This window comes from Pseudarthrobacter sp. AG30, assembly GCF_003116525.1.
Lineage (GTDB): Bacteria > Actinomycetota > Actinomycetes > Actinomycetales > Micrococcaceae > Arthrobacter.
Genome location: NZ_QEHL01000017.1, coordinates 47,229 through 74,161 on the forward strand (window position 1 = coordinate 47,229; position 26,933 = coordinate 74,161).

Consider the following 26,933-nt stretch of genomic DNA (forward strand, 5'->3'; position numbering starts at 1 on the left):
GGACGCCTTGTAGCTTCCCTACAAAGGAAGCCTGGTTTACACGCGGATTCCGCAAGTAATATCGGCGGAACCCTCAAAACCGCGCTAGGCTCCCTGAAGGAAAGAAGGAGACGCCTTGTCAGCAAATTTGGAGCAGTCCGCAGGTCCCACGCAGTCGACGACCCTCACCAAGGTGCTGATCGCCAACCGCGGGGAAATCGCCGTCCGCATCATCCGTGCGGCCCGGGACGAAGGCATCGCCTCCGTGGCCGTCTACGCCGACCCCGACCGGGACGCCCTGCACGTCAAACTCGCCGACGAGGCCTATGCCCTGGGTGGCACCACGGCCGCCGAGTCGTACCTGGTGATGGACAAGATCATTGACGCCGCACGCCAGTCCGGCGCCGACGCCATCCACCCCGGCTACGGCTTCCTGGCCGAGAACGCCGACTTCGCCGCCAAGGTCATCGCCGCCGGCATCACCTGGATCGGCCCCTCCCCAGAGGCCATCTCCGCCCTGGGCGACAAGGTCCAGGCCCGCCACATCGCCGAGAAGGTCGGCGCCCCGCAGGTCCCCGGCACCGCCAACCCCGTGGAATCCGCCGAGGAAATCCTCGAGTTCGTGGACAAGTTCGGCCTGCCCGTGGCCATCAAGGCGGCCTTCGGCGGCGGTGGACGCGGCATCAAGGTGGCCCGCACCCGCGAGGAAATCCCCGAGCTCTTCGAGTCCGCCGTCCGTGAAGCCACCGCCGCCTTCGGCCGCGGCGAGTGCTTCATCGAGCGCTTCCTGGACGCTCCCCGGCACGTGGAAACGCAATGCCTCGCCGACGCACACGGCAACGTCGTGGTGGTCTCCACCCGCGACTGCTCCCTGCAGCGCCGCAACCAGAAACTGGTCGAGGAGGCCCCGGCCCCGTTCCTCACCCCGGAACAGAACCAGCGGCTCTACGAATCCTCCAAGGCCATCCTGAAGGAAGCCGGTTACCTGGGCGCGGGGACCTGCGAGTTCCTGGTGGGCCAGGACGGCACCATTTCCTTCCTTGAGGTCAACACCCGCCTCCAGGTGGAGCACTGCGTCTCCGAGGAAGTCACCGGAATCGACCTGGTCCGCGAGCAGTTCCGGCTGGCCCGCGGCGAGGAACTCGGCTACGGCGACCCCGAGGTCCGCGGCCACTCCTTTGAATTCCGCATCACCGGCGAGGACCCGGGCCGCAACTTCCTGCCCTCCCCCGGCACCATCAGCGTCCTGAAGAACCCCACCGGGCCCGGCGTGCGGATCGACTCCGGCGTGGAGCAGGGCGATGTCATCAGCGGCAACTTCGACTCGATGCTCTCCAAGTTGATCGTTACCGGCGCCACCCGCACCCAGGCACTGCAGCGCTCACGGCGTGCCTTGGAGGAAATGGTGGTCGAGGGCATTCCCACCGTCATCCCGTTTGATCTCGCCGTGGTCAGCAACCCCGACTTCGCTCCCGCGGAGGGCCCGTTCAAGGTCCATACCCGCTGGATCGAGACCGCATTCGTCAACGACATCCCCGCCTGGACACCCAGCGGCGCCACGGAAGAAGAAGCCGACGCCGGCGAACGCCAGCGCGTCGTCGTCGAGGTGGGCGGCAAGCGCCTGGAAGTGGTGCTCCCCGCATCCCTGGGCACCCCCGGCACCGCCGCAGCCGCCGGCAAGCCCGGCAAGTCCAAGAAGCGCTCACGTTCGGCAGGTCCCGCCGCAGCCACGGGCAATGCCCTCACTTCCCCCATGCAGGGAACCATCGTGAAGGTCGCCGTTTCGCACGGTGACGTGGTGTCCGAGGGCGACCTGGTGGTGGTCCTGGAGGCCATGAAGATGGAGCAGCCGCTGACGGCGCACCGTTCCGGCACCATCACGGGCCTGACGGCAACGGCGGGCGAAACGGTGTCCGCCGGCGCCATCATCGCCACGATCGAAGACTAGAAAGCGCTGCGCCGGACATGCTCGCACCAAGCTTCCAGGAAGAAGTGGACCGCTACCACCAGGCGGTTCCCGAAATCACCCGGGGCAACCCGGCCCCGATCAAGGACCTGTACTCCCGGCAGGACGATGTGACCCTGGCCAACCCGTTCGGCGGCATCGCCCGCGGCTGGGCACAAGTGGAGGCCCGTCTTGACCAGGCGGCCCGGCAGTTCCGCGACGGCGAGATGCTGGGCTTCGACACCGTCACCTCCTACACGGCCCGCGACACCGCCTACCTGGTGGAAACCGAGCACTTCCGGGCGCGGCTGGACGCCGCGGCCGCCACGGAGGAATTCGCCCTGCGCGTCACCAGCATCTTCCGCCGCGAGGAAGGCTACTGGAAGCTGGTGCACCGGCACGCGGACCCCGCCGCCCGGCCCCAGTCCCGGCGCTCCCTGACGCAGCCCGCCGCCTGACCTGCCCCCCGCACCCGGTTCGCCGTCGGGACGGCCGGGGTGCTGGCAGGGCTCGGCAACAGCAGGCAGACTTAGCAGATGCTGCCTTTCCTGCTTCTCGCATCCCGCGCCGAGGATGCCGCCGCTGACGACGAATACGCGGCCTACCTGAGGTACGGCGGACTGGAAGAGCGCGAACTTCACCGGGTCAGGCTGGAGGCCGCACCGCTGCCCGAACTGGACCTTTCGCGGTACTCCGGGGTGATCGTCGGCGGCAGCCCGTTCACCTCCAGCGACCCGCCCGGGGACAAGAGCGCAGTACAGCACCGGGTGGAACGGGAACTTTCGGGCCTGCTGGACCAGCTCGTGGCGCTCGACTTTCCGTTCCTGGGCGCCTGCTACGGCGTGGGCACCCTGGGCACGCACCAGGGCGCGGTGATCGACCGGACCTACGGGGAACCGCTGGGAGCGGTGGAGATCGAACTGACGGAGGCGGGGCTGCAGGATCCCCTCCTGCAGGGGCTGCCCCGGACGTTTACGGGCTTCACCGGCCACAAGGAGGCTGTCAGGTCGCTGCCGGCGCACGCCGTCCTGCTGGCGCGCTCCGCCACCTGCCCGGTCCACATGTTCCGCATCAAGGCAAACCTCTACGCCACCCAGTTCCACCCCGAACTGGACGCGGAGGGGCTGGTGACCCGGATCGATATCTACCGGCACGCCGGGTACTTCCCGCCGGAATCCGCCGGGGAACTGATGGCGGCGGCACGCCGGTCCACCGTGACCGAGCCCATGACCGTCCTGAAGAACTTCGTGGCACGCTACGCCCGCTGAGCATGAAAATGCCCGGCGGGCCGGATGGCCTCGCCGGGCATTGTGGCGTTGGAGAATCAGGCCACGTTGTTCTCGTAGTCAAGGTCGCGGGTTTCGCGGGTGAGGAACAGCGCGATCAGGGTCAGCACGGCCATGGACGTCAGGTACACGCCGACCAGGACGGGGCTGCCCTTGGCCGCTTCCCACAGCGCGACGGCGATGAACGGCGCCACGGCTGCGCCCAGGATGCTGGAGAAGTTGTAGCTGATGGCAGAGCCGGTGTAGCGGACGTTCGTGGGGAACAGTTCCGGCAGCAGCGCCCCCATGGGCCCGAAGGTCAGGCCCATCAGGGAGAAACCAAGGATCAGCAGGCCCATGGTGCCCACGAACCCGCCGCTGAACAGCGGGACGAACAGCAGGCCGAACACGAAGATGCCGGCGGTGACGGCCATCAGCATCTTGCGGCGGCCGTACTTCTCGGCGAGCGGGCCGGAGACCAGGGTGAAGATGCCGAAGAAGACGACGCCGGCGATCAGCATCCAGAGGAAGTCGTTGCGGGTGTAGCCCAGGCCGGGGACGAACGCGGCAGCGGCCGCCTCCGTCATGGGCTTTCCTGCCTTTTCGGCGGCCGCCTGCGCACCGGCCAGCGTGGGCTTGGTGCCGTAGGTGAGGGTGAACGTGGTCATCAGGTAGAAGAGCACGTAGGTGGCCAGCATGATGAAGGTGCCCAGGATCAGCTGGCGCCAGCTGGTCTTGAAGACGCGGCCCAGCGGAAGTTTCGCCACTTCGTTGGATTGCACCACCTTGGTAAAGGCGGGGGTTTCGATCAGCTTGAGCCGGACGTACAGGCCCAGGATGACCATGACGGCGCTGAGCAGGAACGGTACGCGCCAGCCCCAGGCCGCGAAGGCCTCCGGCGAGAGCGTGTAGCTGGCCACGAGGAAGATGACGTTGGCGATGATGAAGCCAATGGGGGCGCCCAGTTGCGGGAAGGTGCCGTAGATGGCGCGCTTGTTGGCGGGCGCGTTTTCCGTGGCCAGCAGGGCCGCGCCGCTCCATTCGCCGCCCAGGGCCAGGCCTTGGGCAAAGCGCATGATGACGAGCAGGGCCGGTGCCCAGAATTCCCAGCCCGGTACCAGGGCGGTGGGGAGGCAACCGATCAGGAAGGTCGCAATGCCCATGGTGAGCAACGACGCCACAAGGGTTCCCTTGCGGCCAAACTTGTCACCGAAGTGGCCGAACACGATGGAGCCAAGTGGACGTGCGACGAACGCCACGCCAAAGACGGCGAAGGAGCTCAGCAGCTGGGTGGTCTCGTTCTGGCCCGGGAAGAAGAGCTTCGGGAAGACGAGCACGGCGGCAGTGGCGTAGACGTAGAAGTCGTAGAACTCCACGGTGGTGCCGATCAGGCTCGCCACGATGACGCGGCCGCGGGAGTTCACCGGCTGGTGCGAACCGGGCACCGTGGTGGTATCGGGGAATGACATAGGTAAGCGCTTTCGTGAGACCGGCCGGGCACAGGCGGGGCCGCCTCCCGGCTCGAATAATTAGAGTTCGATCTTACTTCGCTGCGTCCAGTCAATGGACGAATCGTCCATCATGCGGACACGTGTTGTGTGTCTCACCATGCGGGCCTCCACACCGGGCCTCACGCCGGCGTACAGGCCCGGATAGGCAAAAGTCACAGCGCGTTAACAAACATCGTCCGTCCGCGAAACGAGCCGTCCCTACCTTGGAGGAACAACATCCCCTGAAGGAGGTAACCCGTGACTGTTGACCGCACCGTTGATGCCGGCGCCGGAAATACCCTTGACCTCGAAGAGGCCACTGGACCGGCAGCCGTTGCCGCATCCGCCAGCGCACAGCCCGGCCGTACCCGCACCACAGACGCCCCTGCCCTTGAATTCCGCCCCGGCCGCTGGATCGCCAACTGGGATGCCGAGAACAAGGAGCAGTGGGAAACCGCCGGCCGCGCCATCGCCCGCCGCAACCTGAACTGGTCCATCTTCGCCGAGTTCCTCGGCTTCGTGGTGTGGCAGCTGTGGTCCATCGTGGTGGTCCAGCTTCCCGCCGCCGGCTTCACCTTCTCCACCTCGGAGATCTTCTGGCTCATCTCGATGCCCAGCCTCGTGGGCGCCACCCTCCGCATTCCCTACACGTTCATGGTCCCCCGCTTCGGCGGACGGAACTGGACCATCGTCTCCGCACTGCTGCTCCTGATCCCCTCCACCGGACTGGCGCTGTGTGTCTCCAACCCGGACACGCCGTTCGGCGTCATGCTCCTGGTGGCCGCCCTCGCCGGCTTCGGCGGCGGCAACTTCGCCAGCTCCATGGCCAACATCACGTTCTTCTACCCGGCGAGGGAAAAGGGCTGGGCGCTGGGCCTGAACGCCGCCGGCGGAAACCTGGGCGCCGCCGTCGCACAGCTTGCCGTCCCGATCGTCATCACCCTCCTCGCAGCCGGCACCGTCAACCTGCCTATGGCCGGGTGGATGTGGGTCCCGTTCATCCTGCTGGCAGCATTCGGCGCCTTCAAGTACATGAACAACCTCACCAGCGCCAAGGGCGACGTGGCCGGCTCGGTCGCGGCGCTGAAGGAACCGCACCTGTGGATCATGGCCCTGCTGTACATCGGCACCTTTGGCTCCTTCATCGGCTTCGCCGGCGTGTTCCCCAAGCTCATCAAGGACTACTTCCCCGCGTTCTCCTCCATCGGAGTGGGGACCGTGGCCCTGTCCCTGGCCTTCCTGGGCCCCCTGGTGGGTTCGCTGGCCCGCCCGTACGGCGGACGCATGGCGGACCGGATGGGCGGCGCCCGGATGACCGTTGCCGCCTTCGCCTCCATGGCCGTGATCACGCTGACCATGGTTTGGACCCTCCCGCTGAAGAACTTCCTGCTCTTCCTGGTCCTTTTCCTGATGCTGTTCACCGCCAGCGGCTTCGGCAACGGCGCCACCTACCGGATGATCCCGGTCATCTTCGCCACCTCCAGCCGGGCTGCCCGCAACGGTGCCAACCCGGTTGCCACCCAGCGCCTGGCGTCCTCGGCCCTCGGACTGATCTCCGCGATCGGAGCCTACGGGGGCTTCGTGATCCCCCAGGTGCTGAATGCCTCCAGCACCGCCAGCGGCTCCTACACTCCGGCCTTCTACGGATTCGTCGGCGCGTATGTCCTCATGCTGGTGGTCTGCTGGACCTGCTACATCCGCAACGCCGGCCGGAACGCGATGGGGCACGTCTAACATGACCAAAAGCGCCGACACGCACTGCCCCTACTGCGCCCTGCAGTGCGCCATGACGCTCACGTCCCCCGCGGACCTGGCCCCGGCTGAACAGCCGGGGCCAGGCCCCGTGCCTGCCCTGAACCCCGCGGCAGCCCTGGAAGTTGCCGGCCGGGACTTCCCCACCAACCGCGGCGGACTCTGCCGCAAGGGGTGGACCTCCCCCACGCTCCTGAACCACGCGGGCAGGATCACCGAGCCGCTCCTGAAGGGTCCCGACGGCGTCCACCGGCCGATCGGCTGGGACCAGGCCCTGGACCTGGCCGCCTCGGCAGTCCGGGATGCCCGCGCCCGCCACGGGGCCGACTCCATAGGTGTTTTCGGGGGCGGCGGACTCACCAACGAGAAGGCCTACCAGCTGGGCAAGTTCGCCCGGCTGGCACTGGGGACCTCCCGGATCGACTACAACGGCAGGTTCTGCATGTCCTCGGCAGCGGCCGCCGGAATGCGCGCCTTCGGCGTGGACCGCGGCCTGCCCTTCCCGCTCGAGGCCCTGGATGCCGCCGGCACCATCCTCATGCTGGGTTCGAACGTCGCCGAGACCATGCCGCCTTTCGTCCAGCACCTGCAGGGTGCCCGCAATGCCGGCGGACTGATCGTGGTGGATCCGCGCCGCTCCGCCACGGCAGCCTTCACAGCCGACGGCGGCGGCATCCATCTCCAGCCACTGCCGGGCACTGACCTGGCCCTGCTGCTCGGGCTCTCCCACGTGGTCATCCACGAAGGCCTGGCGGACACTGTATACCTGCGGGAGCGCACCACGGGCTACGACGCCGTAGCCCGCAGCGTCAACGCCTTCTGGCCCGAGCGCGTGCAATCCCTCACCGGCGTGCCCGCGGACCTGATCCGGGAAACCGCCCGCAGGCTGGCCGCCGGGGCGCAGGCAGGCGGCAGCTACATCCTGACCGGCCGCGGCGTGGAACAGCATGTGGACGGCACCGACACCGCGACGGCCGCCATCAACCTCAGCCTCCTGCTGGGCCTGCCGGGCTCTGCCCGCAGCGGCTACGGAACCCTCACCGGCCAGGGCAACGGCCAGGGCGGCCGCGAGCACGGCCAGAAGGCGGACCAGCTCCCCGGCTACCGCAAGATCACCGACCCCGCCGCCCGGGCCCACGTCGCCGCTGTCTGGGGCGTCCCCGAAGCGTTGATCCCCGGGCCCGGCCTGCCCGCCGTCCAGTTGCTGAAGTCGCTGGGACAGCCCGACGGCGTCCGGTGCCTTTTCGTGCACGCCTCCAACATCGCCGTGGCCGCCCCCGACGCCAACACTGTCATCAAGGGCCTGCGCAGCCTGGACTTCCTGGTGGTGTGCGACTTCTTCATGTCGGAGACCGCCGCGGAGGCCGACCTCATCCTTCCGGTCCTCCAGTGGGCCGAGGAGGAAGGCACCCTGACCAACCTGGAAGGTCGCGTCCTGCGCCGGCGCCGCGCCATCTCCCCGCCCGCCGGTGCCCGCAGCGAACTGTGGATCATGGCCCGGCTGGCTGAGCGGTTGGACGCCCCCTCCACCTACAGCGAGGACCCCGAGACGGTCTTCGAGGAACTGCGGCTTGCCTCCGCAGGCGGGCTGGCCGACTACTCGGGCATCGACTACGCCATGCTGGACCGGGGCGAAGCCGCCTACTGGCCCTACCCTGCCGGCAGCACCGGCACGCCGCGGCTCTTCGGGGACGGCTTCGCGCACCCCGGCGGCAAGGCGGTCATGGTCCCGGTGGTTCCACGCCGCCACAGCCCTGCCACTGCGGGCCCCGGCGCAAACGCGGCGGCCGGCGCCAAGGAAATGACCCTCATCACCGGGCGCCTCATGGAGCACTACCAGTCCGGCGCGCAGACCCGGCGGGTCCAGGAACTTCTCGCCGCCCAGCCGGAAGCGAAGGCCCAGATCCACCCTGCGGCCGCCGAGGCACTCGGCATCACCGCCGGCTCGCTGGTCTCCGTGGCCAACGCACGCGGCGAGGTGGTGTGCCGGGCGGAAATCACCAGCGCCATCCGACCCGAAACGGTCTTCCTCCCCTTCCACTTCCCGGGATTCGAAAGCGCCAACCGGCTGACCGAAGCCGCCACCGACCCCATCTCCGGGATGCCTGAATTCAAGTTCAACACCGTGTGGGTCCGGCCCGTGGCCGCCCCCGATTCCGCCCGCATGCTGCAAAAGACGGAGGCCTCATGAGCGAGCAGATTGTGATCGTGGGATTCGGCCCCGTGGCCGCCAGGCTGGTGGACGAGCTCCTGCCCGCCGTCCGCGGCGGGCACGCCCGGCTCACCGTAGTGGGTGAGGAGTCCGAGGCCGCCTACAACCGCGTCCTGGTGGCGGACCTCGGCGTCGGCCGCACCACCGCCGGCGCCCTGGCCCTCGCCGACGCCGCCGACCTGGCAGCCGAGGGAGTGGACGTCCGCCTGGGCGTGCGGGTCAAGCGGGTGGACCGGGCGCGGCAGCAGGTCCTGCTTTCCGACGGAACCGCCGTGCACTACGACAGGCTGGTATTTGCCACCGGATCACGGCCCGTCATCCCCAACCTCACCGGCATCAACCCCGATCCCGCCTCCCCCGTGCTTCCCGCCGGGGTCACGGCCTTGCGCGACCTCCGCGACGCGGACGTGCTCCGCCAGGCGGTGGACGGCGGCAAGCGGGTGGTGGTCCTGGGCGGCGGCGTCCTCGGGCTGGAGACGGCACTCGCGGCCGCGGAAGAAGGGGCTACGGTCACCGTGGTCCACAACGGGCCGCACCCCCTGGGCCGCAGCATCGACCGCGGCGGCGGGGCCGTCCTGGCCGCCGGGCTGCGCCGGTGCGGCGTGAGGGTGGCAGGCAACGCCCGTTCCACGGGCGTTGAGCACAACGCGCCCGACGGCGGCTTCTCCGCGTTGCTGCTCGACGACGGGTCCGCGATCGACGGCGACCTCCTGGTCATCTCGTGCGGGGTCCGTCCCCGAACCGAACTGGCCGAAGGCTGCGGACTGTCCACCGGCACCGGGATCCTGGTGGACCACCGGCTGCGGGCGCACCACGAACCGCACATCTTTGCCATCGGCGACTGCGCGGAGGTTCGCTGCCCGGATCCGGGCTGCGCCGAATGCAGGAACGCCATGGGCCCGTCCGGGCTGGTAGGGCCCGGCTGGCGCCAGGCCGAATGGTTGGGCGGCTACCTCACCCTGCTGGCCGAAGGGGCAGCGGCGGAGGCGGACCTGCTGCCGGCCCTGCCACCGGAACAACCGGCCGTCGTGGTGCTGAAGGCCCGTGGCCTGAACATGGCGGTGGCCGGGAACAACGGCGCCGACCCCTGGGACGAAGAAGCGCTCACCGCAGGTGCCGTCAACGGCAGGCCGCGCCTGCAAATCGCCCAGTGGGCCGATCCGGAGCACGGCCGCTACGTCAAGATGACCACCCGCGGCGGCGTCCTGGAGGGCCTGGTGTCAGTGGGAATGCCGCGGACCGCGGCCGAACTGGTGGGCCTTTTTGAACGCGGCGCCGAACTGCCCGCCGACCGTTCCCTGCTCCTGCGCCTGGACGGGCCGGACCTGGTCCCCGGCGCCGCCGACCCCGCAGGCACCGTCTGCCGGTGCGCCGGTGTCAGCGGAGCGGCGATCCAGGGCGCTGTGGAGGGCGGCTGCTCAACGGTGGCGGACGTGTCCAAGGCCACCCGGGCAGGCACCGGCTGCGGCGGCTGTCACGAGGACATCAAGGGGCTTATCGAGAAGCACTTCTCCCCGGCCCTCCCCTAAGCCCGCAAGGCCACACGGGGCCTCGGCCTTGCCCTACATGTGGACGTGCAGGCGGCGGGCGGCCTCGGAGATGGAGCCGGTCAGCGACGGGTACACGGTGAAGGTGCTGGCGAGGTCGTCCACGTGCAGCTTCTGCTTGACCGCGATGGCGATCGGGAAGATCAGCTCGGACGCGTTGGGCCCCACCACCACGCCGCCGATGACGGTTCCGGAGCCCTTCCGGGCAAAGATCTTCACGAAGCCGTCCTTGGCGTTGCGCATCTTGGCGCGGGCGTTGCTGCGCAGCGAAAGCTTGATGATGTCCGCCTGGTATTTGCCGGACTCGATCTCCGCCTCGGACACTCCCACGTTGGCGATTTCCGGGGACGTGAAGATGTTCGACGCCACCTGGTGGAGCTTGAGCGGGGTCACGCCGTCGCCCATGAAGTGCGCCACAGCGATGCGGCCCTGCATGGCGGCCACGGAGGCCAGCGGCAGGACGCCGGTGCAGTCGCCGGCGGCGTAGATGTTCGGGGCCGTGGTGCGGGATACCCCGTCAACCTTGATGTGGCCGCTGTCGCTGACGGCCACGCCGGCTTCTTCAAGGCCCAGTCCGGCGGTGTTGGGGATGGAGCCCAGGCAGAGCAGGCAGTGGCTGCCGGTCACGGTGGAGCCATCGGCGAGGGTCACCACGACGCCGTCGTCCGTACGCTCCACGGACTGGGCGCGGGAGCGGGACAGGACCCGGACCCCACGGCGCTCGAAGACTTCCTCCAGTACCACCGCGGCGTCGACGTCGGAGCCCGGCAGCACGCGGTCGCGGCTGGAGACCAGGGTGACCTTGGATCCCAAGCCGTTGTAGGCGGAGGCGAATTCGGCACCCGTCACGCCGGAGCCGACGACGATCAGTTCCTCGGGAAGTTCGTCAAGGTCGTAGATCTGGGTCCAGTTGAGGATCCGCTCACCGTCCGGGCGGGCAGTTTCCAGTTCGCGGGGGTGCGCGCCAACAGCCAGCAGGATGGTGTCGGCTTCCACCGTCTCGGTGCCGTCAGCGGTCAGGACCTCGATGGTGTGGTTATCCACGAGGCGGCCGGACCCGGCAATGATCCGCACACCCACCTTCTCCAGGCCCTCGCGGATGTCATGGGACTGGGTGCGGGCCAGGGTGAGGAGGCGGTCATTGATGTGCTTAAGGTCAGCGTGCATCACCGGCACGAAATCGCCGCCGTCGACGTCGAATTTCACGCCGAGCTCGCCCGCCTCGGCCACCCGGGCCATGAGGTCTGCCGTGGCGATGAGGGTTTTGGAGGGAACGACGTCGGTCAGCACCGCGGAGCCGCCGAGCCCGGCACGTTCGATGATGGTGACCGTTGCCCCCAGCGAGGCGGCGACCATGGCCGCCTCGTATCCGCCGGGACCGCCTCCCAGGATCGCGATTCGGGGGGAACTGAAATCTGGATGCGTAGTCACAGTCATCCATTCTCGCCCATCTCCGGCCTGACCACCAAGAAAACAGGGCGTTTTCCGGGCCGGCCGTGATGAGGGCAACAGTGGCGGCAGGATAACTTGTACTGGTGAGTACAACAGACTTCCTGAACACTGACCCGTTTGCCGCCGCCCGGGCCGCCGCTGACTACATCGCCGAGGAGACCGGGGTGGACCGCCACGACGTCGCCCTCGTCCTCGGTTCCGGCTGGGGCGAGGCCGCCGACCTGATCGGCGAGACCACCGCCACCCTCTCCGCGGAGGAGGTCCCCGGCTTCCATGCCCCCGCCGTGGAAGGCCATGTGGGAACCATCCGGTCCGTACTGGCCAAGGACGGAAAACGCGCCCTGGTCCTGGGTGCGCGGACCCACTACTACGAAGGCAGGGGCGTCCGGGCAGTGGTGCACGGGATCCGGGCCGCTGCGGCCGCCGGGTGCAAGACCCTGGTCCTCACCAACGGCTGCGGCGGACTCAACGAGGCGTGGACGCCCGGCACCCCCGTGTTGATCAGCGACCACATCAACCTCACCGCTGCGTCCCCGCTGGAGGGCGCAACGTTCGTGGACCTGACGGACCTGTACTCACCGCGCATCCGTGGACTGGCCCGCGAGGTGGATCCCACCCTGGACGAGGGCATCTACGCCCAGTTCCCCGGCCCGCACTACGAAACCCCGGCTGAAGTGCAGTACGCCAAGCGGATCGGGGCGGACCTGATCGGCATGTCGACGGCACTGGAGGCCATTGCCGGCCGCCACGCCGGAATGGAAGTGTTCGGCATCTCCCTGGTCACCAACCTGGCAGCGGGCATCAGCCCCCAGCCGCTCAGCCACCAGGAAGTCATCGAATCCGGCCAGGCCGCGGGCCCGCGCATCTCCCGGTTGCTGGCTGACATCATCGCCCGGCTCTGAACGCCCCTGACCGCCGGGGTGCGGGCAACGGACCTGCAATGACGATAGCGTTAGGCCCATGACGTCTTCCGATGCCGAACTTCGCCTGCTTGCCGAGGCCCGGGAATGGGCCGCCCTGGATCCGGATCCCGCAACACAAGCATCGCTGCTTGGGCTCGTGGGGCTCGTTGAAGAGGGCGACCCCGCGGCACGGCAGGAGCTGGAAGACAGCTTCCGCGGCACGCTGCAGTTTGGCACGGCGGGCCTGCGCGCCGCCCTCGGACCCGGGCCGAACCGGATGAACCGGGTGGTGGTCCGCCGCGCCGCAGCCGGACTGGCGGCCTTCCTGGTGGACGCCGTGGCCGAAGCTGCGTCCGGCACCCGGCCGCGCGCCGTCGTCGGCTATGACGCCCGGCACAACTCGGATGTCTTCGCGGCCGAAACGGCCGCCATCTTCACCGCTGCCGGCATCGAGACTTTCCTGCTCCCGGCAGCCCTCCCCACTCCCCTGCTGGCCTACGCCGTCCGCGCCCTGGAATGCGACGGCGGCGTCATGGTCACCGCCAGCCACAACCCGCCGCAGGACAACGGGTACAAGGTCTACCTGGGCCGGCACGCAGTGTCCGCCGACGGCGACGGCGCCCAGATCGTGGCCCCCTACGACGCCCGCATCGCCGCGAGGATCAGCGCCGTGGGCCCCGTCGACTCCATCGAACTGGCGGCCGGCGGGTGGACCGTGCTGGACGGCTCGCTGGCCGCCGACTACCAGCGGGCGATTGCTGCACTGGCCATGCCGGACCGCTTCCCCGCCCGCGACCTGCGGATCGTCCTGACCCCGCTGCACGGCGTGGGTGGCGGGACGGCACTGGAGGTCCTGAACGCGGCAGGTTTCACGGATGTCACCATGGTGGCCGAACAGGCCGAACCGGACCCCGAATTCCCCACCGTCAGCTTCCCCAACCCGGAAGAACCCGGGGCACTCGACCTCGCCCTCGAAGCGGCCGAACGGCTCGACGCCGACCTGGTCATCGCAAACGATCCCGACGCCGACAGGGCTGCCGTCGCCGCCAAGGACCCGGACACCGGCGCCTGGCGGATGCTCCGCGGAGACGAAGTCGGCGCCCTCCTGGGGGCCCACATCGCCGCCCGGCTCGCGGACGCCGGCACCGAAGCGGACCACCAGGGTGTCTTTGCCAACTCGATCGTGTCCTCCCGCCTGCTGGCGCGCGTCGCCGCTGCCGCGGGCTTCGCCCATGAAGTAACCCTGACCGGGTTCAAATGGATCTCCCGGGTTCCCGGCCTCACCTACGGCTATGAGGAAGCGCTGGGTTATTGCGTCGCGCCGGACCTGGTGAAGGACAAGGACGGCATTTCCGCCGCCGTGCTGATCGCCGAACTTGCTGCCGCCGCCAAGGCCGCCGGCAAGACCGTCTTCGACACCCTCGATGAGCTGTACCTCCAGCACGGCCTGCACGCCAGCGACCAGCTGAGCATCCGGGTCGCAGACCTGGGCCTCCTGGACGCCATGATGAACCGGTTGCGGGTTTCGCCGCCGGAATCGTTCGGGCAGTCCGCGGTGGAAGTCTTCACCGACCTGGCAGAGGGAAGCGGCCAGCTGCCGCCCACGGAGGGCCTGCTGTACATCACCAGGGACCTGACCCGCGTGATCATCCGGCCCAGCGGCACGGAGCCCAAGCTCAAGTGCTACCTCGAAGTGATCCACCACGTGGGATCCGCCGCCGAACTGCCGGAGGCGCGCCAGGCGGCGCGTGCCTCCCTGGACGAGGTCCTGCACGACGTCAGCGAGGCACTGGGACTTTAACCGCGGAAAGGGGCGCCGCCTGGCGCCCCTTTCCTGTGTGCGGGAAGTCCTAGAGTTCCACCTCGACGAACCCGTCGGTGATCCGGGTGTTGAAGGCGGCCAGGCGCAGGCCCGGAGTGGTGAAGCATTCACCGGTCTCGAGGTCGTAGACCTCTTTATGCAGCGGCGAGGCGATCGTGGGGCGCGTGCCCTTGGAACCCAGGATGCCGCGGGCCATGACGTGGGCTCCGGTGGCCGGATCCTCATGCGCCACGGCGAAGACTTTGCGTGGACCGGTGCGGAACAGCGCCACCTGGCGGCCGGCAAGCAGCGCTGCCTCGCCCCAGGCGGGCTCAAGGTCCTCCACCGCGCAGACGCGGTGCCAACCGGTCCCGGATCCGGCGGTGTCTGATTCGGCGGCGAGCGCCCCAAGTTCCAGTGTTGCCGTCATGTCCGGCTCCTCTCCTGTGCCTGTCATCCCTGCAAGCGGCTGCTTGTGATGCCGTGTCCAACGCTAGGTTCCGGGTGTTTCAAAGGAGTGCGGTGAATGTGTCCGGCGGGTAAAAGAGACCTCACGCGGCCGGAAATGCGCTCGTGATGCAGAAGTTAAGTTGACGAAACAAAAGGGAAACTGAGGCGAAACTGCCCCTCCCTAGGCTGGGAGCACAAGCTGCAGAGCACCGTCTGCGGCCCATGCGAAAGGCCCACAGTGACCGAACAGACTTCAAGCACCGAGACTCCGCGCCGCATCGTCGTCGCCGGCGGCGGCCCTGCGGCCCACCGTTTCGCGGACGCCATGCATGCCCGCGGCCTCGACGGCTGGGATGTCACGGTCCTCACCGAGGAAGCCCACCTCCCCTACGACCGCGTGGCCCTCTCGAAGGCCCTCACGGACACCGGTGTGGACCTGACGCTGGGAACGACCTCCATGTGGGAGCACGGCTCCTTGACCCTGAAGACCGGCGAGCGCGTCGTGAAGGTCAACGCTGAGGCCATGACCGTGGAGACGGCCGCCGGCAACACCTACGAATATGACGAACTGGTCGTGGCCACGGGTTCGGACGCCGTCCGCCTGCCCATCCCCGGCGCCGGGCACGCCCACGTCTACCGGACGCTGGAGGACGTGTGGGCCATCAACAAGGCCGTCGCCGACCTCACCGCGAAACTCGGCCGCAAGATCAACGCGGTCACCATTGGCGGCGGGCTCCTGGGACTGGAATCCGCAGCCGGCACGGAACAGCTCGGCGCCACCCCTGTGGTCATCAACGGCGCCCCCTGGCTCATGAACACCCAGCTGGACGAGGGCGCGGGCCAGGCCTTGGGCCGCCTGATCGAAGCCAAGGGCTTCGAGGTCCACGGCGGTGTCTTCCCGTCGGAGATTTTGGCGGACGACGACGGCCAGGTCACCGGAGTGCTGATGGCCGACAACAGGATCATCCCGGCCGACCTGGTCATCGTCGCGGTCGGCGTCAAGCCCCGTGACGAACTCTTCCGCGCCGCCGACGGCGAAGAGCAGCTTTTCAGCCTGGGCCCGCGCGGCGGCGTCGTCATCAACGACTACTGCGCCACCGAAGTCCCCGGCATCTGGGCCATTGGCGAGGTAGCCAACTTCGGCGGCATGTGCCTTGGCCTGGTGGCGCCCGCCAACACCATGGCCGAGATCGTCGCCGACCGGCTGCACGGCGGCGACGCCACGTTCCCCGGCTTCGACACCGCCACCAAGCTGAAACTCTCCGGCGTGGACGTGGCCAGCTTCGGTGACGCTTTTGCCCGCACCGAGCACGCCCTCGAAATCGTCTACGCGGACCCCGCCCGCGGCGTCTACCAGAAGATCGTCACCACGGACGACGCCAAGACCCTCCTGGGCGGCATCTTCGTCGGCGATGCCTCTCCCTACATGAGCCTGCGGCCTCTCCTGGGCCGTGAACTCCCCGCAGAGCCCGGCGCGTTCCTGACCGCGGCCGGCGGCGGCGAAGCTCCCGAAACCGAGCTCCCGGACGACGCCACCCTGTGCTCCTGCAACAACGTCACGGCCGGGACCATCCGGGACACCATCAACGGCTGCGGCGCCTGCGAAGGCAACGCGCCCGTCCAGGAGCTCGGCGAGCTCAAGGGCTGCACCCGGGCCGGCACGCAGTGCGGTTCCTGTGTCCCAATGCTGAAGAAGCTGCTGGAAACCGAGCTGACCAAGTCCGGCGTCGAGGTTTCCAAGGCCCTCTGCGAGCACATCGAACTGTCCCGCCAGGAACTCTTCGATGCCATCCGCGTCCTGGAACTGACCTCCTTCGAAGAGATCATGGCCAAGTACGGCACCGGCGACGGCTGCGACATCTGCAAGCCCACCATCGCCAACATCCTCGCCAGCCAGAACAGCGCCTACGTCCTCGACGCCGGCCGCGGCACCCTGCAGGACACGAACGACCGCGCCTTGGCCAACATGCAGAAGGACGGCACCTACTCGGTGGTGCCCCGCATCGCCGGCGGTGAAATCACCCCCAGGAAGCTCGGCGTGATCGCCGCCGTCGCCGAAAAGTACGGCCTGTACACCAAGATCACCGGCGGCCAGCGGATCGACATGTTCGGTGCCCGGCTGGAGCAGCTGCCGGAGATCTGGAAGGAACTGGTGGACGCCGGCTTCGAGTCCGGCCAGGCGTACGGCAAGAGCCTGCGCACGGTGAAGTCGTGCGTCGGGTCCACCTGGTGCCGGTTCGGTGTCCAGGACTCGGTGGCCATGGCCATCCAGCTGGAGCTGCGCTACCGCGGCCTGCGCAGCCCGCACAAGCTGAAGATGGGCGTCTCCGGATGCGCCCGTGAGTGTGCCGAAGCACGCGGCAAGGACGTGGGCGTGATCGCCACCGCCGACGGCTGGAACCTGTACGTCGGCGGCAACGGCGGAGCCACCCCGGCCCACGCCCAGCTGCTGGCCAAGGACCTGGACGACGAAACCCTGATCAAGTACATCGACCGCTACTTCATGTACTACATCCGCACGGCGGACCGCCTGCAGCGCACGGCCCGCTGGCAGGAAGAGCTCGACGGCGGCATCAAGCACGTTGAGGACGTGGTGGTCAAGGACACCCTGGGCATCGCCAACGAACTCGAAGCCGCCATGGCCAAGCACGTGGACACGTATGTGGATGAATGGGCAGACACCCTCAAGGACCCCGAACGCCTCCGCCGGTTCCGCTCCTTCGTCAACGCTCCCGACCAGAAGGACGACTCCATCACCTTCGTCCCGGACGAGCGCGGCCAGATGCGCCCCGCCACCCCGGAGGAAAAAACCAAGGTCCTGATCGGCGCTTCCATCCCGGTCCGCTCCGCCACCACGGAAACCCCTGGAAACGAGGCATAGCCATGCAGCTCAGTATCGACCTCACCGGCCGGAACGTCCTGGTGGCCGGCGCCCCGGATGCCGCGCGGCAGGCGGTGCGGCGGTACGAAGCCGCGGGCGCCGTCGTCCACCGCGTTGGAAGCCCCGCAGAGGCGCGGCTCGTCCACGTACCGGAGCGGCTGTTCCTGGTCGCCGCCGTCGAGGACGGACAGAACGGCTGGGGCGCTTTCCTTGACCGCTGCCGGAACGCCGGCATCCCGGTCGCTGCCGAGCCCGCCGCCGGCCCGGCCGGCCACGTCACTCTGGTGGGCGGCGGCCCCGGCACGGGCGACCTGCTCACCGTGGCTGCCGTCAAGGCGCTCCGGGACGCCGACGTCGTCTTCTACGACCGGCTGGCCCCGTACCAGGAGCTGCCGCTGCTGACCTCCGCGGAGCTGGTGGACGTCGGAAAGAAACCGGGCCACCACAAAGTCAGCCAGTCGGACATTGAAAAACTGATGGTCGAAAGCGCCCTGGCCGGCAACAACGTGGTGCGCCTCAAGGGCGGGGACCCCTACGTCTTCGGCCGGGGCGGGGAGGAAGTTGCCGCGTGCGTGGCCGCCGGTGTCAAAGTGCACGTCATCTCCGGCGTTACCAGCGCCATCTCGGTCCCGGCCGCGGCAGGCATCCCGGTGACCCACCGCGAGGTCAGCCACATGTTCACCGTGGTCTCCGGACACGCGCCGCTGACTGAGAAGGAGCACCACCACCTGGCCGGCCTGGGCGGGACCATCGTGGTGCTCATGGGCATTGGCACCCTGCACCAGCTGGCAGCGGGCTTGCGCCGCGCCGGAATGCGCCCGGACATGCCCATGGCCGTGGTGGAACGCGGCTACCGGCCGGGCCAGCGCACCACCATCGCAAACCTGGGCACCATCACCTCCGCCGCTGCCGGCTGCAGCAATCCCGCAGTACTGGTGATCGGTGAGGTGGTCCGGGTGGCCGAAGCCAACCGGCAGCACGCCGGAGCCGCCGCCGACCTGGACATGCTGGCGGCCTCGCTGCTGGGATCATGAAAGGATTGACCCCCATGACTGCACTTGCACCGGCCGAACCCACGCAGGCTGAAGAAACAACAGATGCCGCGGAATCGCCGCTTGAGGGGTTCCGCATCGGCGTCACCTCGGACCGGCGGTCACGCGACCTGATCGAGGCCCTGGAGCGACGGGGTGCCGAAGTGCTGCATGCTCCGGCGCTGAAGATCGCCCCCGTCCAGGAGGACATGCGCCTGATCGAAGACACCAGGGCCATCATCGCCGCCAAACCGGACCTGTGCATCGCCACCACCGCCTACGGCATGCGCCGGTGGTGCGAGGCCGCTGACTCCTTCGGAATCGGCGACGAACTGCTGGAAACGCTGGGAAGCTGCCGGATGTTCGTCCGGGGACCCAAGGCCCGCGGGGCCGTGCGTGCGGCCGGCCTCGCCGACGTCGGGATCAGCAGCGACGAAACCACTGCCACGCTGGTGGACATGCTGCTCACCGAAGGCGTCCGGGGCAAGACCGTCGCCATGCAGCTGCACGGCTACACCGACGTCCGCCAGATCGAACGGCTCCGGATGTCCGGCGCCACGGTCCTGACCGTGACGCCCTACCGCTGGGTCAAGCCCGACGGCGAGGACAAGCTGCCGCGGCTGATCGAGGCTGCCTGCAACGGAAACCTGGATGTCCTCACGTTCACCAGCGCCCCCGCGGTGGACGCGATGTGGAGCACGGCCCACGAGATGGGCCTGTACAAGCAGCTGGTGGAGAGCCTGAAACTGAATGTCACTACCGCGGTGGTGGGTCCCGTCACGGCGCAGCCCCTGCTGGACGCCGGGGTGACCCCGCTGATCCCGGAACGGTTCCGGATGGGAGCCCTCATCCGCCTGGTGTGCGAGCACCTGGCATTGAACCACGTCCGGCGGCTCGACACCCGCTCCGGAAACATCGAGCTCCGGGGCCGCAGCCTTCGCATCGATGGCCGGCAGGTGGAACTGGCCCCCGCCCCGCTGCTGCTCCTGCGGGCGCTGCTCGGTGCCGGGGGCGCGGTCCTGTCCCGCGAGTCCCTTTCGGACCTGCTGGAGCTCCGTGGTTCCGTCCACGCGCTGGACATGACCGTGAGCCGGCTGCGGTCGTCGCTGCCGGACGGCAAGCTCATCGAAACCGTGGTGAAGCGGGGCTACCGGATCCGCGTTTGAGGTCCGGGGGCGGCCGAATGTGTCCGCCGGCTCCCGGATGAGAGGTGCGTCACGGGTTCTGTTACCGGCCGGTAAATACTGGCGAACAACACCCTCCGAAACAGCAATGGACGGGTAACACAACCGAAAAAGCAGGCCCCTACGCTGGGGTGCATCACGAAGTTCCGGCCGGTTAACGGCCACCAGCGAAAGGGCCAGCACATGTCCGCTCCGGCACCCTCCCCGTCCACCTCCGAGGCAACCCGCATCGTCATCGCCGGGGCCGGACCGGCCGCCCAAGCCCTGGTTGCGCAGCTGGACCGCGCCCGTTTCACCGGAAGCATTACCGTACTGAGCAACCGGGACGACACTCCCGCCGAACTGCTGGAACTGGCCATGCTGCCCCAGGTTTCCGTGCGCTTCGGCCAGCCCGCAAGCCACATCGACGCCGCCAACCGCACCGTGGCCACCGCCGACGGCATGGAGTTCGCCTACGACCAGCTGGTCATCGCCACCGGCTCCGCCCCCGCTGCCAGCCCCGTGGACGGCGCCGCCCAGTGCCTGAGCTACTCCACCATCGACGACGCCCCGCGCATCGCCGAAGGCGTCCAGGAAGTCACCCGTGAACTGGGACGCAGGCCCGTCGGCATCCTCGTCGGCACGGGCGCGGCCGCCGGACAAGCCGAAGCCGTCCTCCGGGCCAAAGGCGTGCGGCCCATCCGCACAACGGCCCGGCCCGCCGCCGTCGTTCCTTCCGTTGTTCCGGGCGGATCCGCTTCCGGCCTGGCCTCCTCCGCCGTCGTCTTCGAGGACGGCAGCAGCATGACCGGAGACCTGGTGGTCCTGGCCGAGGAACGGGTCTCCCGTGACAGCCTCGCCGCCACGGCCGGGGTGCGGACGGCCGCCGGCGGCGGCATCGTGATCAGCCGCGACTTCCGCACGTCGGTCCCCGGCATTTGGGCCATCGGTGATGCTGCGGCGTTCGACGGCGTGCGGCTGGGCCTGCTGGTGGCGGCCGCGTCCGCGGCGGGGGCCTGCGCCACCCAGTTGCTGACCGCCGTTGCCACCGCAGTTCCGTCCGCCGCCGCCGTGCCGGCACTGCAGGTGGCCGCCTGACCGGCCCGGCCGGGGTTGTCCCGCGGCGTCCGCCACCGGGCCGCCGGTGCGGCCCCGGCGCGCTGTGACAAGATGGTTTCAGCAACGAGTCACCGACGCGCCGGGCCCACAAAGCCCCTCGAGAGGACCATCCATGAGCAATGAAGCCACCGTTCACGCAGGCACCGCCACACCGGCCGGTGACGGGAACATCGCCTCCTACATCGACCACACGCTGCTCAAGCCCGAAGCCTCGGAAGCCGAGGTGCTGAAAGTCTGCGCCGAGGCCGCCGAGTACGGGTTCAAGTCGGTCTGCGTCAACCCTGTCTGGGTCAAGACCGTCACCACCGCGCTGAAGGGCTCAGGGGTCCTCACCTGCTCCGTGGTCGGCTTCCCGCTGGGGGCGACCCCCACGGACGTGAAGTCCTTCGAGGCCCGCGGCGCGGTACTGGACGGCGCTGACGAGGTGGATATGGTGATCAACATCGCCGCTGCCCGGGCAGGCGACAAGGGCGCCCTGGCCGATGACATCGCCGCCGTGGCCGAGACCGTGCACGCCGGTGGCGCCATCCTGAAGGTCATCATCGAAACCGCGCTCCTGACCGACGAACAAAAGGTCCTGGCGTGCCAGGCGGCAGTGGAGGCCGGCGCGGACTTCGTCAAGACGTCCACAGGCTTCAACGGTGGCGGCGCCACCGTTGAAGACGTGGCGCTGATGCGCAAGGCCGTGGGCCCGAACGTGGGGGTCAAGGCCTCCGGCGGTATACGGTCCCTGGCCGACGCTCAGGCTATGATTGCTGCAGGTGCAACACGAATCGGCGCCAGCTCCGGGATTGCCATCGTCAAGGGTGAACAGGGTTCAGCCGCTTACTGACCGGGACCGGACGGCCGCCACAGACCAAGCCCCGCGGGGCCGAGGAGGAACACATGTCCAGCAAGATCAACGCGTCCAGCCGGGACACGACGTCGAACCAGGACATGGTCCGCACCCCGCAGAACGAGAACAACACGGCCACCAGCGCTGTCCTTTTCGTGGTCAGCTTCGCCCTGTTCCTGGGCGCCATCTACTCCCTGTCCTTCCTCAGCCTGGACAACCCCTGGCCGATGGCGGTGTGCCTGGTCCTGTTCGCCCTGGCGTTCTGGATCCCGCAGACCATCCTCGGACGGTCTGACTCCGCAGGCGAGCACTGATCCCCACGCAGACAGCAAAGGACCCCGGACACGCCGTCCGGGGTCCTTTGCTGTCTGCTGCCCGAGGCCTTCCTGCTGCTAGAACCACAGCCTGATCCAAGCCCCCGCGGCGGCGGCCACCGGGCCCCAGTGGTCCCTGGCGATGGCCCAGCCGGCCATGGACATGCCCACCATGGCGTAGGCGCTGACCGGGATCAGCACCAGCCACTCCCGCTTGGATCCCGCCCGTCCCAGCAGGGGCACCGAGAGGGCGCCGTTGGGGCGCCAGACGTTCCGCAGCAGGGGCAGCCGGCGCAGCAGCCGGGGTGGCCTGATGACCAGCGGCCACAGCAGTGGCACTCCCCCGGTGGTGACCAGGTCGCCGACAATATGGACCGCCACTCCGATCAGCATCGAGGTGGGCAGCCAGGTCCATTGGTCCGGCGCGAAGAACGTGACCAGGCTGGCCATCGCCAGGGCGAAGATCCAGTTCGAGATGAATCCACTCTTGGGAAAAAGTTTCAGCGCCTTGGCCGCGATGTTGATCAGGAACATGCACAGCAGCCCGGCGCCGACGGACAGGCGGCCCCACGGGGTGTCCATATGGACCTGCGATGCCAGGCCGGCCAGGAACACGAACAGGGCGGCGCCCACAATGGAATGCGTGCCCTGCCGGTGGCCGCCGCTGGCGTTCTCGATGCCACGCGCGATCACATTGGACAGCGGCGGGAGCGAGTGCGCCACCGTGCTGGAGCGGTGGTCCCAGTCGCACACCAGGGCCGTGCCCGCCGTCGCCATCCCGCCGATGAGGATGCCGGTGGGATCCAGCGGATACCAGCCCAGCGTGTACGGTCCCGTGGACGCAACAGCAACCCACGCCGCGGCTCCCGACGCGGCGTGGTGTCCTCCCATCATCCCCTAACCGACGGTCAGGGGAGCATCGGAGAAGATGTTCCGGATCACGCCGTTGGCCCAGTCGAGGATCTCGGCGTCCTGCAGGTCCCGGCCGCCGATCCGTGCGGTTTTCGGTTTGGGGATGAGGACGGCGTCCAGGGCGGGCTTGGATTGGGCGCCCGGGTACATGCGGTTCAGTCGCATCACCTTGGATTCCGGCAGGGTGGCCGGGGAGAACTTGATGAAGTTGCCCTGCAGCGCGACGTCGGTCAGGCCGGCCTCGCGTGCACCCACCCGGAACCTGGCCACGGCCACAAGGTTCTGCGCCGGGAGCGGCAGTTCGCCGTAACGGTCCACGAGTTCCGCCATGACCTCGTCGATGGCCTCGTTGGTGACCGCGGAGGCGAGCTTCCGGTAGGCCTCCAGGCGCAGCCGCTCGCCGGGGACGTAGTCGTGCGGCAGGTGCGCGTTGACAGGCAGTTCGATCTTCATCTCCGCAGCCTTCTCTTCGGCTTCGCCGCGGAAGTCCGCCACGGCCTCGCCCACCAGGCGGATGTACAGGTCGAAGCCCACCCCCTGGATGTGCCCGGACTGTTCACCGCCCAGCAGGTTGCCTGCGCCACGGATCTCCAGGTCCTTCATGGCCAGCTGCATGCCGGCGCCCAGTTCGTTGTGCGCGGCCACAGCTTTGAGCCGCTCCAGGGCCACCTCGCCCAGCGGCTTTTCCGAGGGGTAGAGGAAGTAGGCGTAGGCGCGCTCCCGGCCACGGCCCACCCGGCCGCGGAGCTGATGCAGCTGGGACAGGCCGTACTTGTCCGCGCCATCGACGATCAGCGTGTTGGCGTTGGAGATGTCCAGCCCGGTCTCGATGATGGTGGTGCAGACCAGGACATCGAACCGCTTCTCCCAGAAGTCCACGATGATCTGCTCCAGCCGGCTCTCGGACATCTTGCCGTGCGCCACCTCCACGCGCGCCTCCGGCACAAGTTCGCGGATCTTCGCGGCGGTGCGTTCAATCGTGGAGACCCGGTTGTGGACGAAGAACACCTGTCCTTCGCGCATCAGTTCGCGGCGGATCGCGGCGGAGGTCTGCTTGTCCGTGTACGGGCCCACATAGGTCAGCACCGGGTGCCGTTCCTCCGGCGGGGTGGCCAGGGTGGAGGTTTCCCGGATGCCGGTCAGGGACATCTCCAGGGTTCGCGGAATCGGGGTGGCGCTCATGGCCAGGACGTCCACGTTGGTGCGCATCTTCTTCAGCGCTTCCTTGTGCTCGACGCCGAACCGCTGCTCCTCGTCCACGATCACCAGGCCCAGGTCCTTGAATTCGAAATCCTTGGAGAGCAGCCGGTGCGTGCCGATCACTACGTCCACCGTGCCGTTCTTCACGCCCTCGGCCGTCTCCTTGGCCTCCTTGGCAGCCTGGAACCGGGACAGCGGCTTGACCCGCAGCGGGAAGCCGGAGAACCGTTCGGTGAACGTCTCATAGTGCTGCTGCGCGAGCAGGGTGGTGGGCACCAGCACAGCCACCTGTTTGCCGTCCTGGACGGCCTTGAACGCCGCCCGCACCGCGATCTCGGTCTTGCCGTAGCCGACGTCGCCGGAGACCAGGCGGTCCATGGGGATCTCCCGTTCCATGTCCGCCTTGACCTCGTTGATGGTGGTGAGCTGGTCCGGGGTCTCGACGTATGGGAAGGCCTCCTCCAGTTCCCGCTGCCAGGGCGTATCCGGGGCGAACGCGTGCCCGCGGGAGGCCATCCGGGCCGAGTAGAGCCGGATCAGTTCACCGGCGATTTCCTTGACGGCCTTCCGGGCCTTGGACTTGGTGCTGGCCCAGTCGGCGCCGCCCATCTTGCTCAGGACGGGAGCGTCACCGCCCACGTACCGGGTCACCTGGTCGAGCTGGTCCGTGGGGACGAACAAGCGGTCGCCGGGCGCCCCGCGCTTGGCCGGCGCGTACTCCAGCACCAGGTACTCGCGCACGCCGTCACCGCCGCCGGCCACCTTCCGCTGGATCAGTTCCACGAACCGGCCGATGCCATGCTGTTCGTGCACCACATGGTCCCCGGCCACCAGCTGCAGCGGGTCGACCGCATTGCGCCGTTTGGAGGGCATCCGCCGCATGTCCTTGGTGGACCCGGCAGAAGTCCGGCCCAGGAGGTCGGCCTCCGTCAGCAGGCCCAGTTTAAGCCCGTCAAGGACAAAACCGCGGCCGACGGCGGCGGTGGTCACTTCAATGATGCCCGCCTGGGGTTCGTGGTCCAGGCTGTCCACCCGGGCGCACGGAATGTCCGCGTCATGGAAGAGCTCGGCCAGGCGCTGGGCCGGGCCGGGACCTTCGGTAGCCACCACGATGCGCCACTGGTCGCGGACATGTGAGCCGATGAACTCCATCATTTCCGCCACATCGCCCTGGTAGCCGCGGGGTTCGCGGGCATGCAGGTTCAATACGTCGATCTCGGGGAGCAACTCCGCGTCCTGGGCCAGGGAGGTGATTGACCACCAGGAGACCCCGTGCCCCAGGGCGGACGCGCGGGTTTCGGCCAGCGACCGGAAGCTCGCCGAGTGCAGCGCCGCACTGGCCTGGGAGCTGAGGTCAAGGGGGGCCGTCCCGCCGTCCGAAGCCGTGGACCAGGCCGCCTCGAGGAACTCCTCGTTGGTGGCGGCGAGGTCGTGGGCGCGGGTGCGCACCTTCTCGGGCTCGATGACCACCGCGATGGAATCGGCGGGCAGCTGGTCCACGAATGGAACCATCGCGTCCACCAGCACCGGGGCCAGGGATTCCATGCCTTCCACGGCGATGCCGCCGGCGATCTTTTCGAGCATGTCCGCCGCGGCCGGCAGCTCGGCCTTCAGCGTGGCGGCGCGGGACATCACGGACGGCGTGATGAGGATTTCGCGGCATGGCGGCGCATGCAGTTCCGTGGGGTGGTGGATGCCCGGTGCGGACAGCGAGCGCTGGTCGGCCACGGCGAACCAGCGCATCTGGTCCACTTCGTCCCCGAAGAACTCCACCCGGATGGGGTGGTCCTCGGTGGGCGGGAAGACGTCGATGATGCCACCTCGGACGGCGAATTCGCCGCGGTGCGTCACCATGTCCACGCGGGCGTAGGCAGCGTCCGCGAGGCTCTTCACCACATCGGAAAACGGTACCTCCTGGCCCACTTTCAACGTGACCGGAACCAGGTCCCCCAGGCCGGCCACCACCGGCTGGACCACGGCGCGGACGGGCGCGACGACGACGCGCAGCCGGGCCGTCGTCGAACTTTCCGGATGGGCCAGGCGGCGAAGGACCGAGAGCCGGCGGCCCACGGTATCCGAGCGCGGCGAGAGCCGCTCGTGCGGAAGGGTCTCCCAGCTGGGGAACTCGGCCACGGTGTCCGCCGGCAGGTACGCGCGCAGGGCCGCGGCGAGGTCCTCGGCTTCCCTGCCCGTGGCGGTCACGGCAAGCACAACGCCCGGTTCACCGCTGTCCGCCGCTGCTGCCAGGCCGTCTGCCATCTCCGCCAGCAGCACGGGCCGCAAGCCCGCAGGGGCGCTGATCTGGTAATCCTGTCCACGGACCTCGAAGCCCCGTGCGGCCTCGGCCCGGACCCGGCCGAATGTCCGGTCCGGCTCCAAGGCACGGCGCAGGCCATCCAGCGTGGGGACCGCGCCGGATGTGCCGGCGCGGGTTTTGCCGGTGCTGGACGTGCCGGCGGCGGACTGGCCGGAAAGACTCATGGCAGTAGCTCCTGTGCTGTTCATCAAAATCGCAGGCAACGCGAAAACCCGAAATTCGCTGCGAATCCCGGGGAACTTCCAGCCTACCGCGCGGGACCGACATGGCAGTCCCGCGATTGCGGGCCTAGGCTGGCAGTGCCATCGCATTCGGCGTCGGAGCAGCCGTCCGGACAAGCCGCCGCTCCGAACCACAAGGGACGAA

The 26,933-nt window shown here is 68.6% G+C and carries 19 protein-coding genes; 14 read left to right on the forward strand and 5 right to left on the reverse strand.

What is annotated here, in order from left to right; translation table 11 throughout:
- The first annotated feature begins 115 nt into the window (after positions 1-115).
- From DC347_RS14380 to DC347_RS14390, 3 genes are all read left to right on the forward strand, one after another.
- The gene (locus DC347_RS14380) at positions 116-1,927 is read left to right on the forward strand and encodes a biotin carboxylase N-terminal domain-containing protein (RefSeq protein ID WP_109863417.1); all 1,812 of its coding nucleotides are present in this window, start codon (positions 116-118) and stop codon (positions 1,925-1,927) included.
- A gap of 17 nt (positions 1,928-1,944) precedes the next feature.
- A complete protein-coding gene (locus tag DC347_RS14385; RefSeq protein WP_109863418.1) occupies positions 1,945-2,382 on the forward strand; it encodes a nuclear transport factor 2 family protein in 438 nt (145 codons plus the stop codon).
- 78 nt (positions 2,383-2,460) lie between these two features.
- Entirely contained in the window at positions 2,461-3,192 is a 732-nt protein-coding gene (locus DC347_RS14390) for a glutamine amidotransferase (protein ID WP_109863419.1), read from the forward strand.
- A gap of 56 nt (positions 3,193-3,248) precedes the next feature.
- Here the strand turns inward: DC347_RS14390 and DC347_RS14395 are convergent, their stop codons facing one another.
- Positions 3,249-4,658, reverse strand: a complete 1,410-nt coding sequence (locus DC347_RS14395) for an MFS transporter (RefSeq protein ID WP_109863420.1) — start codon at positions 4,656-4,658, stop codon at positions 3,249-3,251.
- A gap of 279 nt (positions 4,659-4,937) precedes the next feature.
- Between DC347_RS14395 and DC347_RS14400 the strand changes: the two genes are divergently transcribed.
- Genes DC347_RS14400 through DC347_RS14410 form a run of 3 tightly spaced genes read left to right on the forward strand, consistent with a single transcriptional unit; the run spans position 4,938 to position 10,172 of the window.
- Complete coding sequence (locus DC347_RS14400) at positions 4,938-6,413, forward strand: MFS transporter (RefSeq protein ID WP_018762982.1); 1,476 nt, start codon at positions 4,938-4,940, stop codon at positions 6,411-6,413.
- Position 6,414: 1 nt separating this feature from the next.
- Complete coding sequence (locus DC347_RS14405; RefSeq protein WP_109863421.1) at positions 6,415-8,622, forward strand: molybdopterin oxidoreductase family protein; 2,208 nt, start codon at positions 6,415-6,417, stop codon at positions 8,620-8,622.
- A complete protein-coding gene (locus DC347_RS14410) occupies positions 8,619-10,172 on the forward strand; it encodes an FAD-dependent oxidoreductase (protein ID WP_109863422.1) in 1,554 nt (517 codons plus the stop codon). The genes DC347_RS14405 and DC347_RS14410 overlap by 4 nt, the downstream gene beginning before the upstream one ends.
- Positions 10,173-10,205: 33 nt before the next feature.
- On the opposite strand, the gene DC347_RS14415 is transcribed toward DC347_RS14410, so the two are convergent.
- Positions 10,206-11,621: an NAD(P)H-quinone dehydrogenase gene (locus DC347_RS14415; RefSeq protein ID WP_026264929.1), complete on the reverse strand. Its 1,416-nt coding sequence runs from the start codon at positions 11,619-11,621 to the stop codon at positions 10,206-10,208.
- Between the two features lie 104 nt (positions 11,622-11,725).
- Between DC347_RS14415 and DC347_RS14420 the strand changes: the two genes are divergently transcribed.
- Both DC347_RS14420 and DC347_RS14425 read left to right on the forward strand, forming a co-directional pair.
- Positions 11,726-12,544, forward strand: coding sequence for a purine-nucleoside phosphorylase (locus DC347_RS14420; RefSeq protein WP_018762978.1), 819 nt, complete (start codon positions 11,726-11,728; stop codon positions 12,542-12,544).
- A 58-nt stretch (positions 12,545-12,602) separates the two neighbouring features.
- Positions 12,603-14,345 (forward strand): phospho-sugar mutase, encoded by a 1,743-nt coding sequence (locus DC347_RS14425; RefSeq protein WP_109863423.1) that lies wholly within the window; start codon positions 12,603-12,605, stop codon positions 14,343-14,345.
- Between the two features lie 49 nt (positions 14,346-14,394).
- Here the strand turns inward: DC347_RS14425 and nirD are convergent, their stop codons facing one another.
- Complete coding sequence (nirD, locus tag DC347_RS14430) at positions 14,395-14,775, reverse strand: nitrite reductase small subunit NirD (protein WP_109863424.1); 381 nt, start codon at positions 14,773-14,775, stop codon at positions 14,395-14,397.
- Between the two features lie 258 nt (positions 14,776-15,033).
- On the opposite strand from nirD, the gene nirB reads away from it, so the two are divergent.
- The 6 genes from nirB to DC347_RS14460 all read left to right on the forward strand — a co-directional run bounded on the left by nirB (position 15,034) and on the right by DC347_RS14460 (position 22,138).
- Entirely contained in the window at positions 15,034-17,676 is a 2,643-nt protein-coding gene (gene nirB / locus DC347_RS14435) for a nitrite reductase large subunit NirB (RefSeq protein ID WP_109863425.1), read from the forward strand.
- A gap of 2 nt (positions 17,677-17,678) precedes the next feature.
- On the forward strand, positions 17,679-18,710 hold the full coding sequence (cobA, locus tag DC347_RS14440; protein WP_109863426.1) for a uroporphyrinogen-III C-methyltransferase: 1,032 nt from the start codon (positions 17,679-17,681) through the stop codon (positions 18,708-18,710).
- 14 nt (positions 18,711-18,724) lie between these two features.
- Positions 18,725-19,873, forward strand: a complete 1,149-nt coding sequence (locus DC347_RS14445) for a uroporphyrinogen-III synthase (protein ID WP_018762973.1) — start codon at positions 18,725-18,727, stop codon at positions 19,871-19,873.
- Between the two features lie 201 nt (positions 19,874-20,074).
- On the forward strand, positions 20,075-20,968 hold the full coding sequence (locus tag DC347_RS14450; RefSeq protein ID WP_109863427.1) for an FAD-dependent oxidoreductase: 894 nt from the start codon (positions 20,075-20,077) through the stop codon (positions 20,966-20,968).
- A gap of 133 nt (positions 20,969-21,101) precedes the next feature.
- Positions 21,102-21,821: a deoxyribose-phosphate aldolase gene (gene deoC / locus DC347_RS14455; RefSeq protein WP_018762971.1), complete on the forward strand. Its 720-nt coding sequence runs from the start codon at positions 21,102-21,104 to the stop codon at positions 21,819-21,821.
- A 53-nt stretch (positions 21,822-21,874) separates the two neighbouring features.
- Positions 21,875-22,138: a hypothetical protein gene (locus tag DC347_RS14460; RefSeq protein WP_018762970.1), complete on the forward strand. Its 264-nt coding sequence runs from the start codon at positions 21,875-21,877 to the stop codon at positions 22,136-22,138.
- Positions 22,139-22,216: 78 nt separating this feature from the next.
- On the opposite strand, the gene DC347_RS14465 is transcribed toward DC347_RS14460, so the two are convergent.
- Together DC347_RS14465 and mfd are read right to left on the reverse strand one after the other, a co-directional pair.
- Positions 22,217-23,029: a metal-dependent hydrolase gene (locus DC347_RS14465; RefSeq protein ID WP_043424301.1), complete on the reverse strand. Its 813-nt coding sequence runs from the start codon at positions 23,027-23,029 to the stop codon at positions 22,217-22,219.
- A gap of 6 nt (positions 23,030-23,035) precedes the next feature.
- Positions 23,036-26,731 carry a transcription-repair coupling factor gene (mfd, locus tag DC347_RS14470; RefSeq protein ID WP_240617803.1) on the reverse strand — a complete coding sequence of 1,232 codons (3,696 nt, stop codon included), beginning with the start codon at positions 26,729-26,731 and terminating at the stop codon, positions 23,036-23,038.
- Positions 26,732-26,933: the final 202 nt, after the last annotated feature.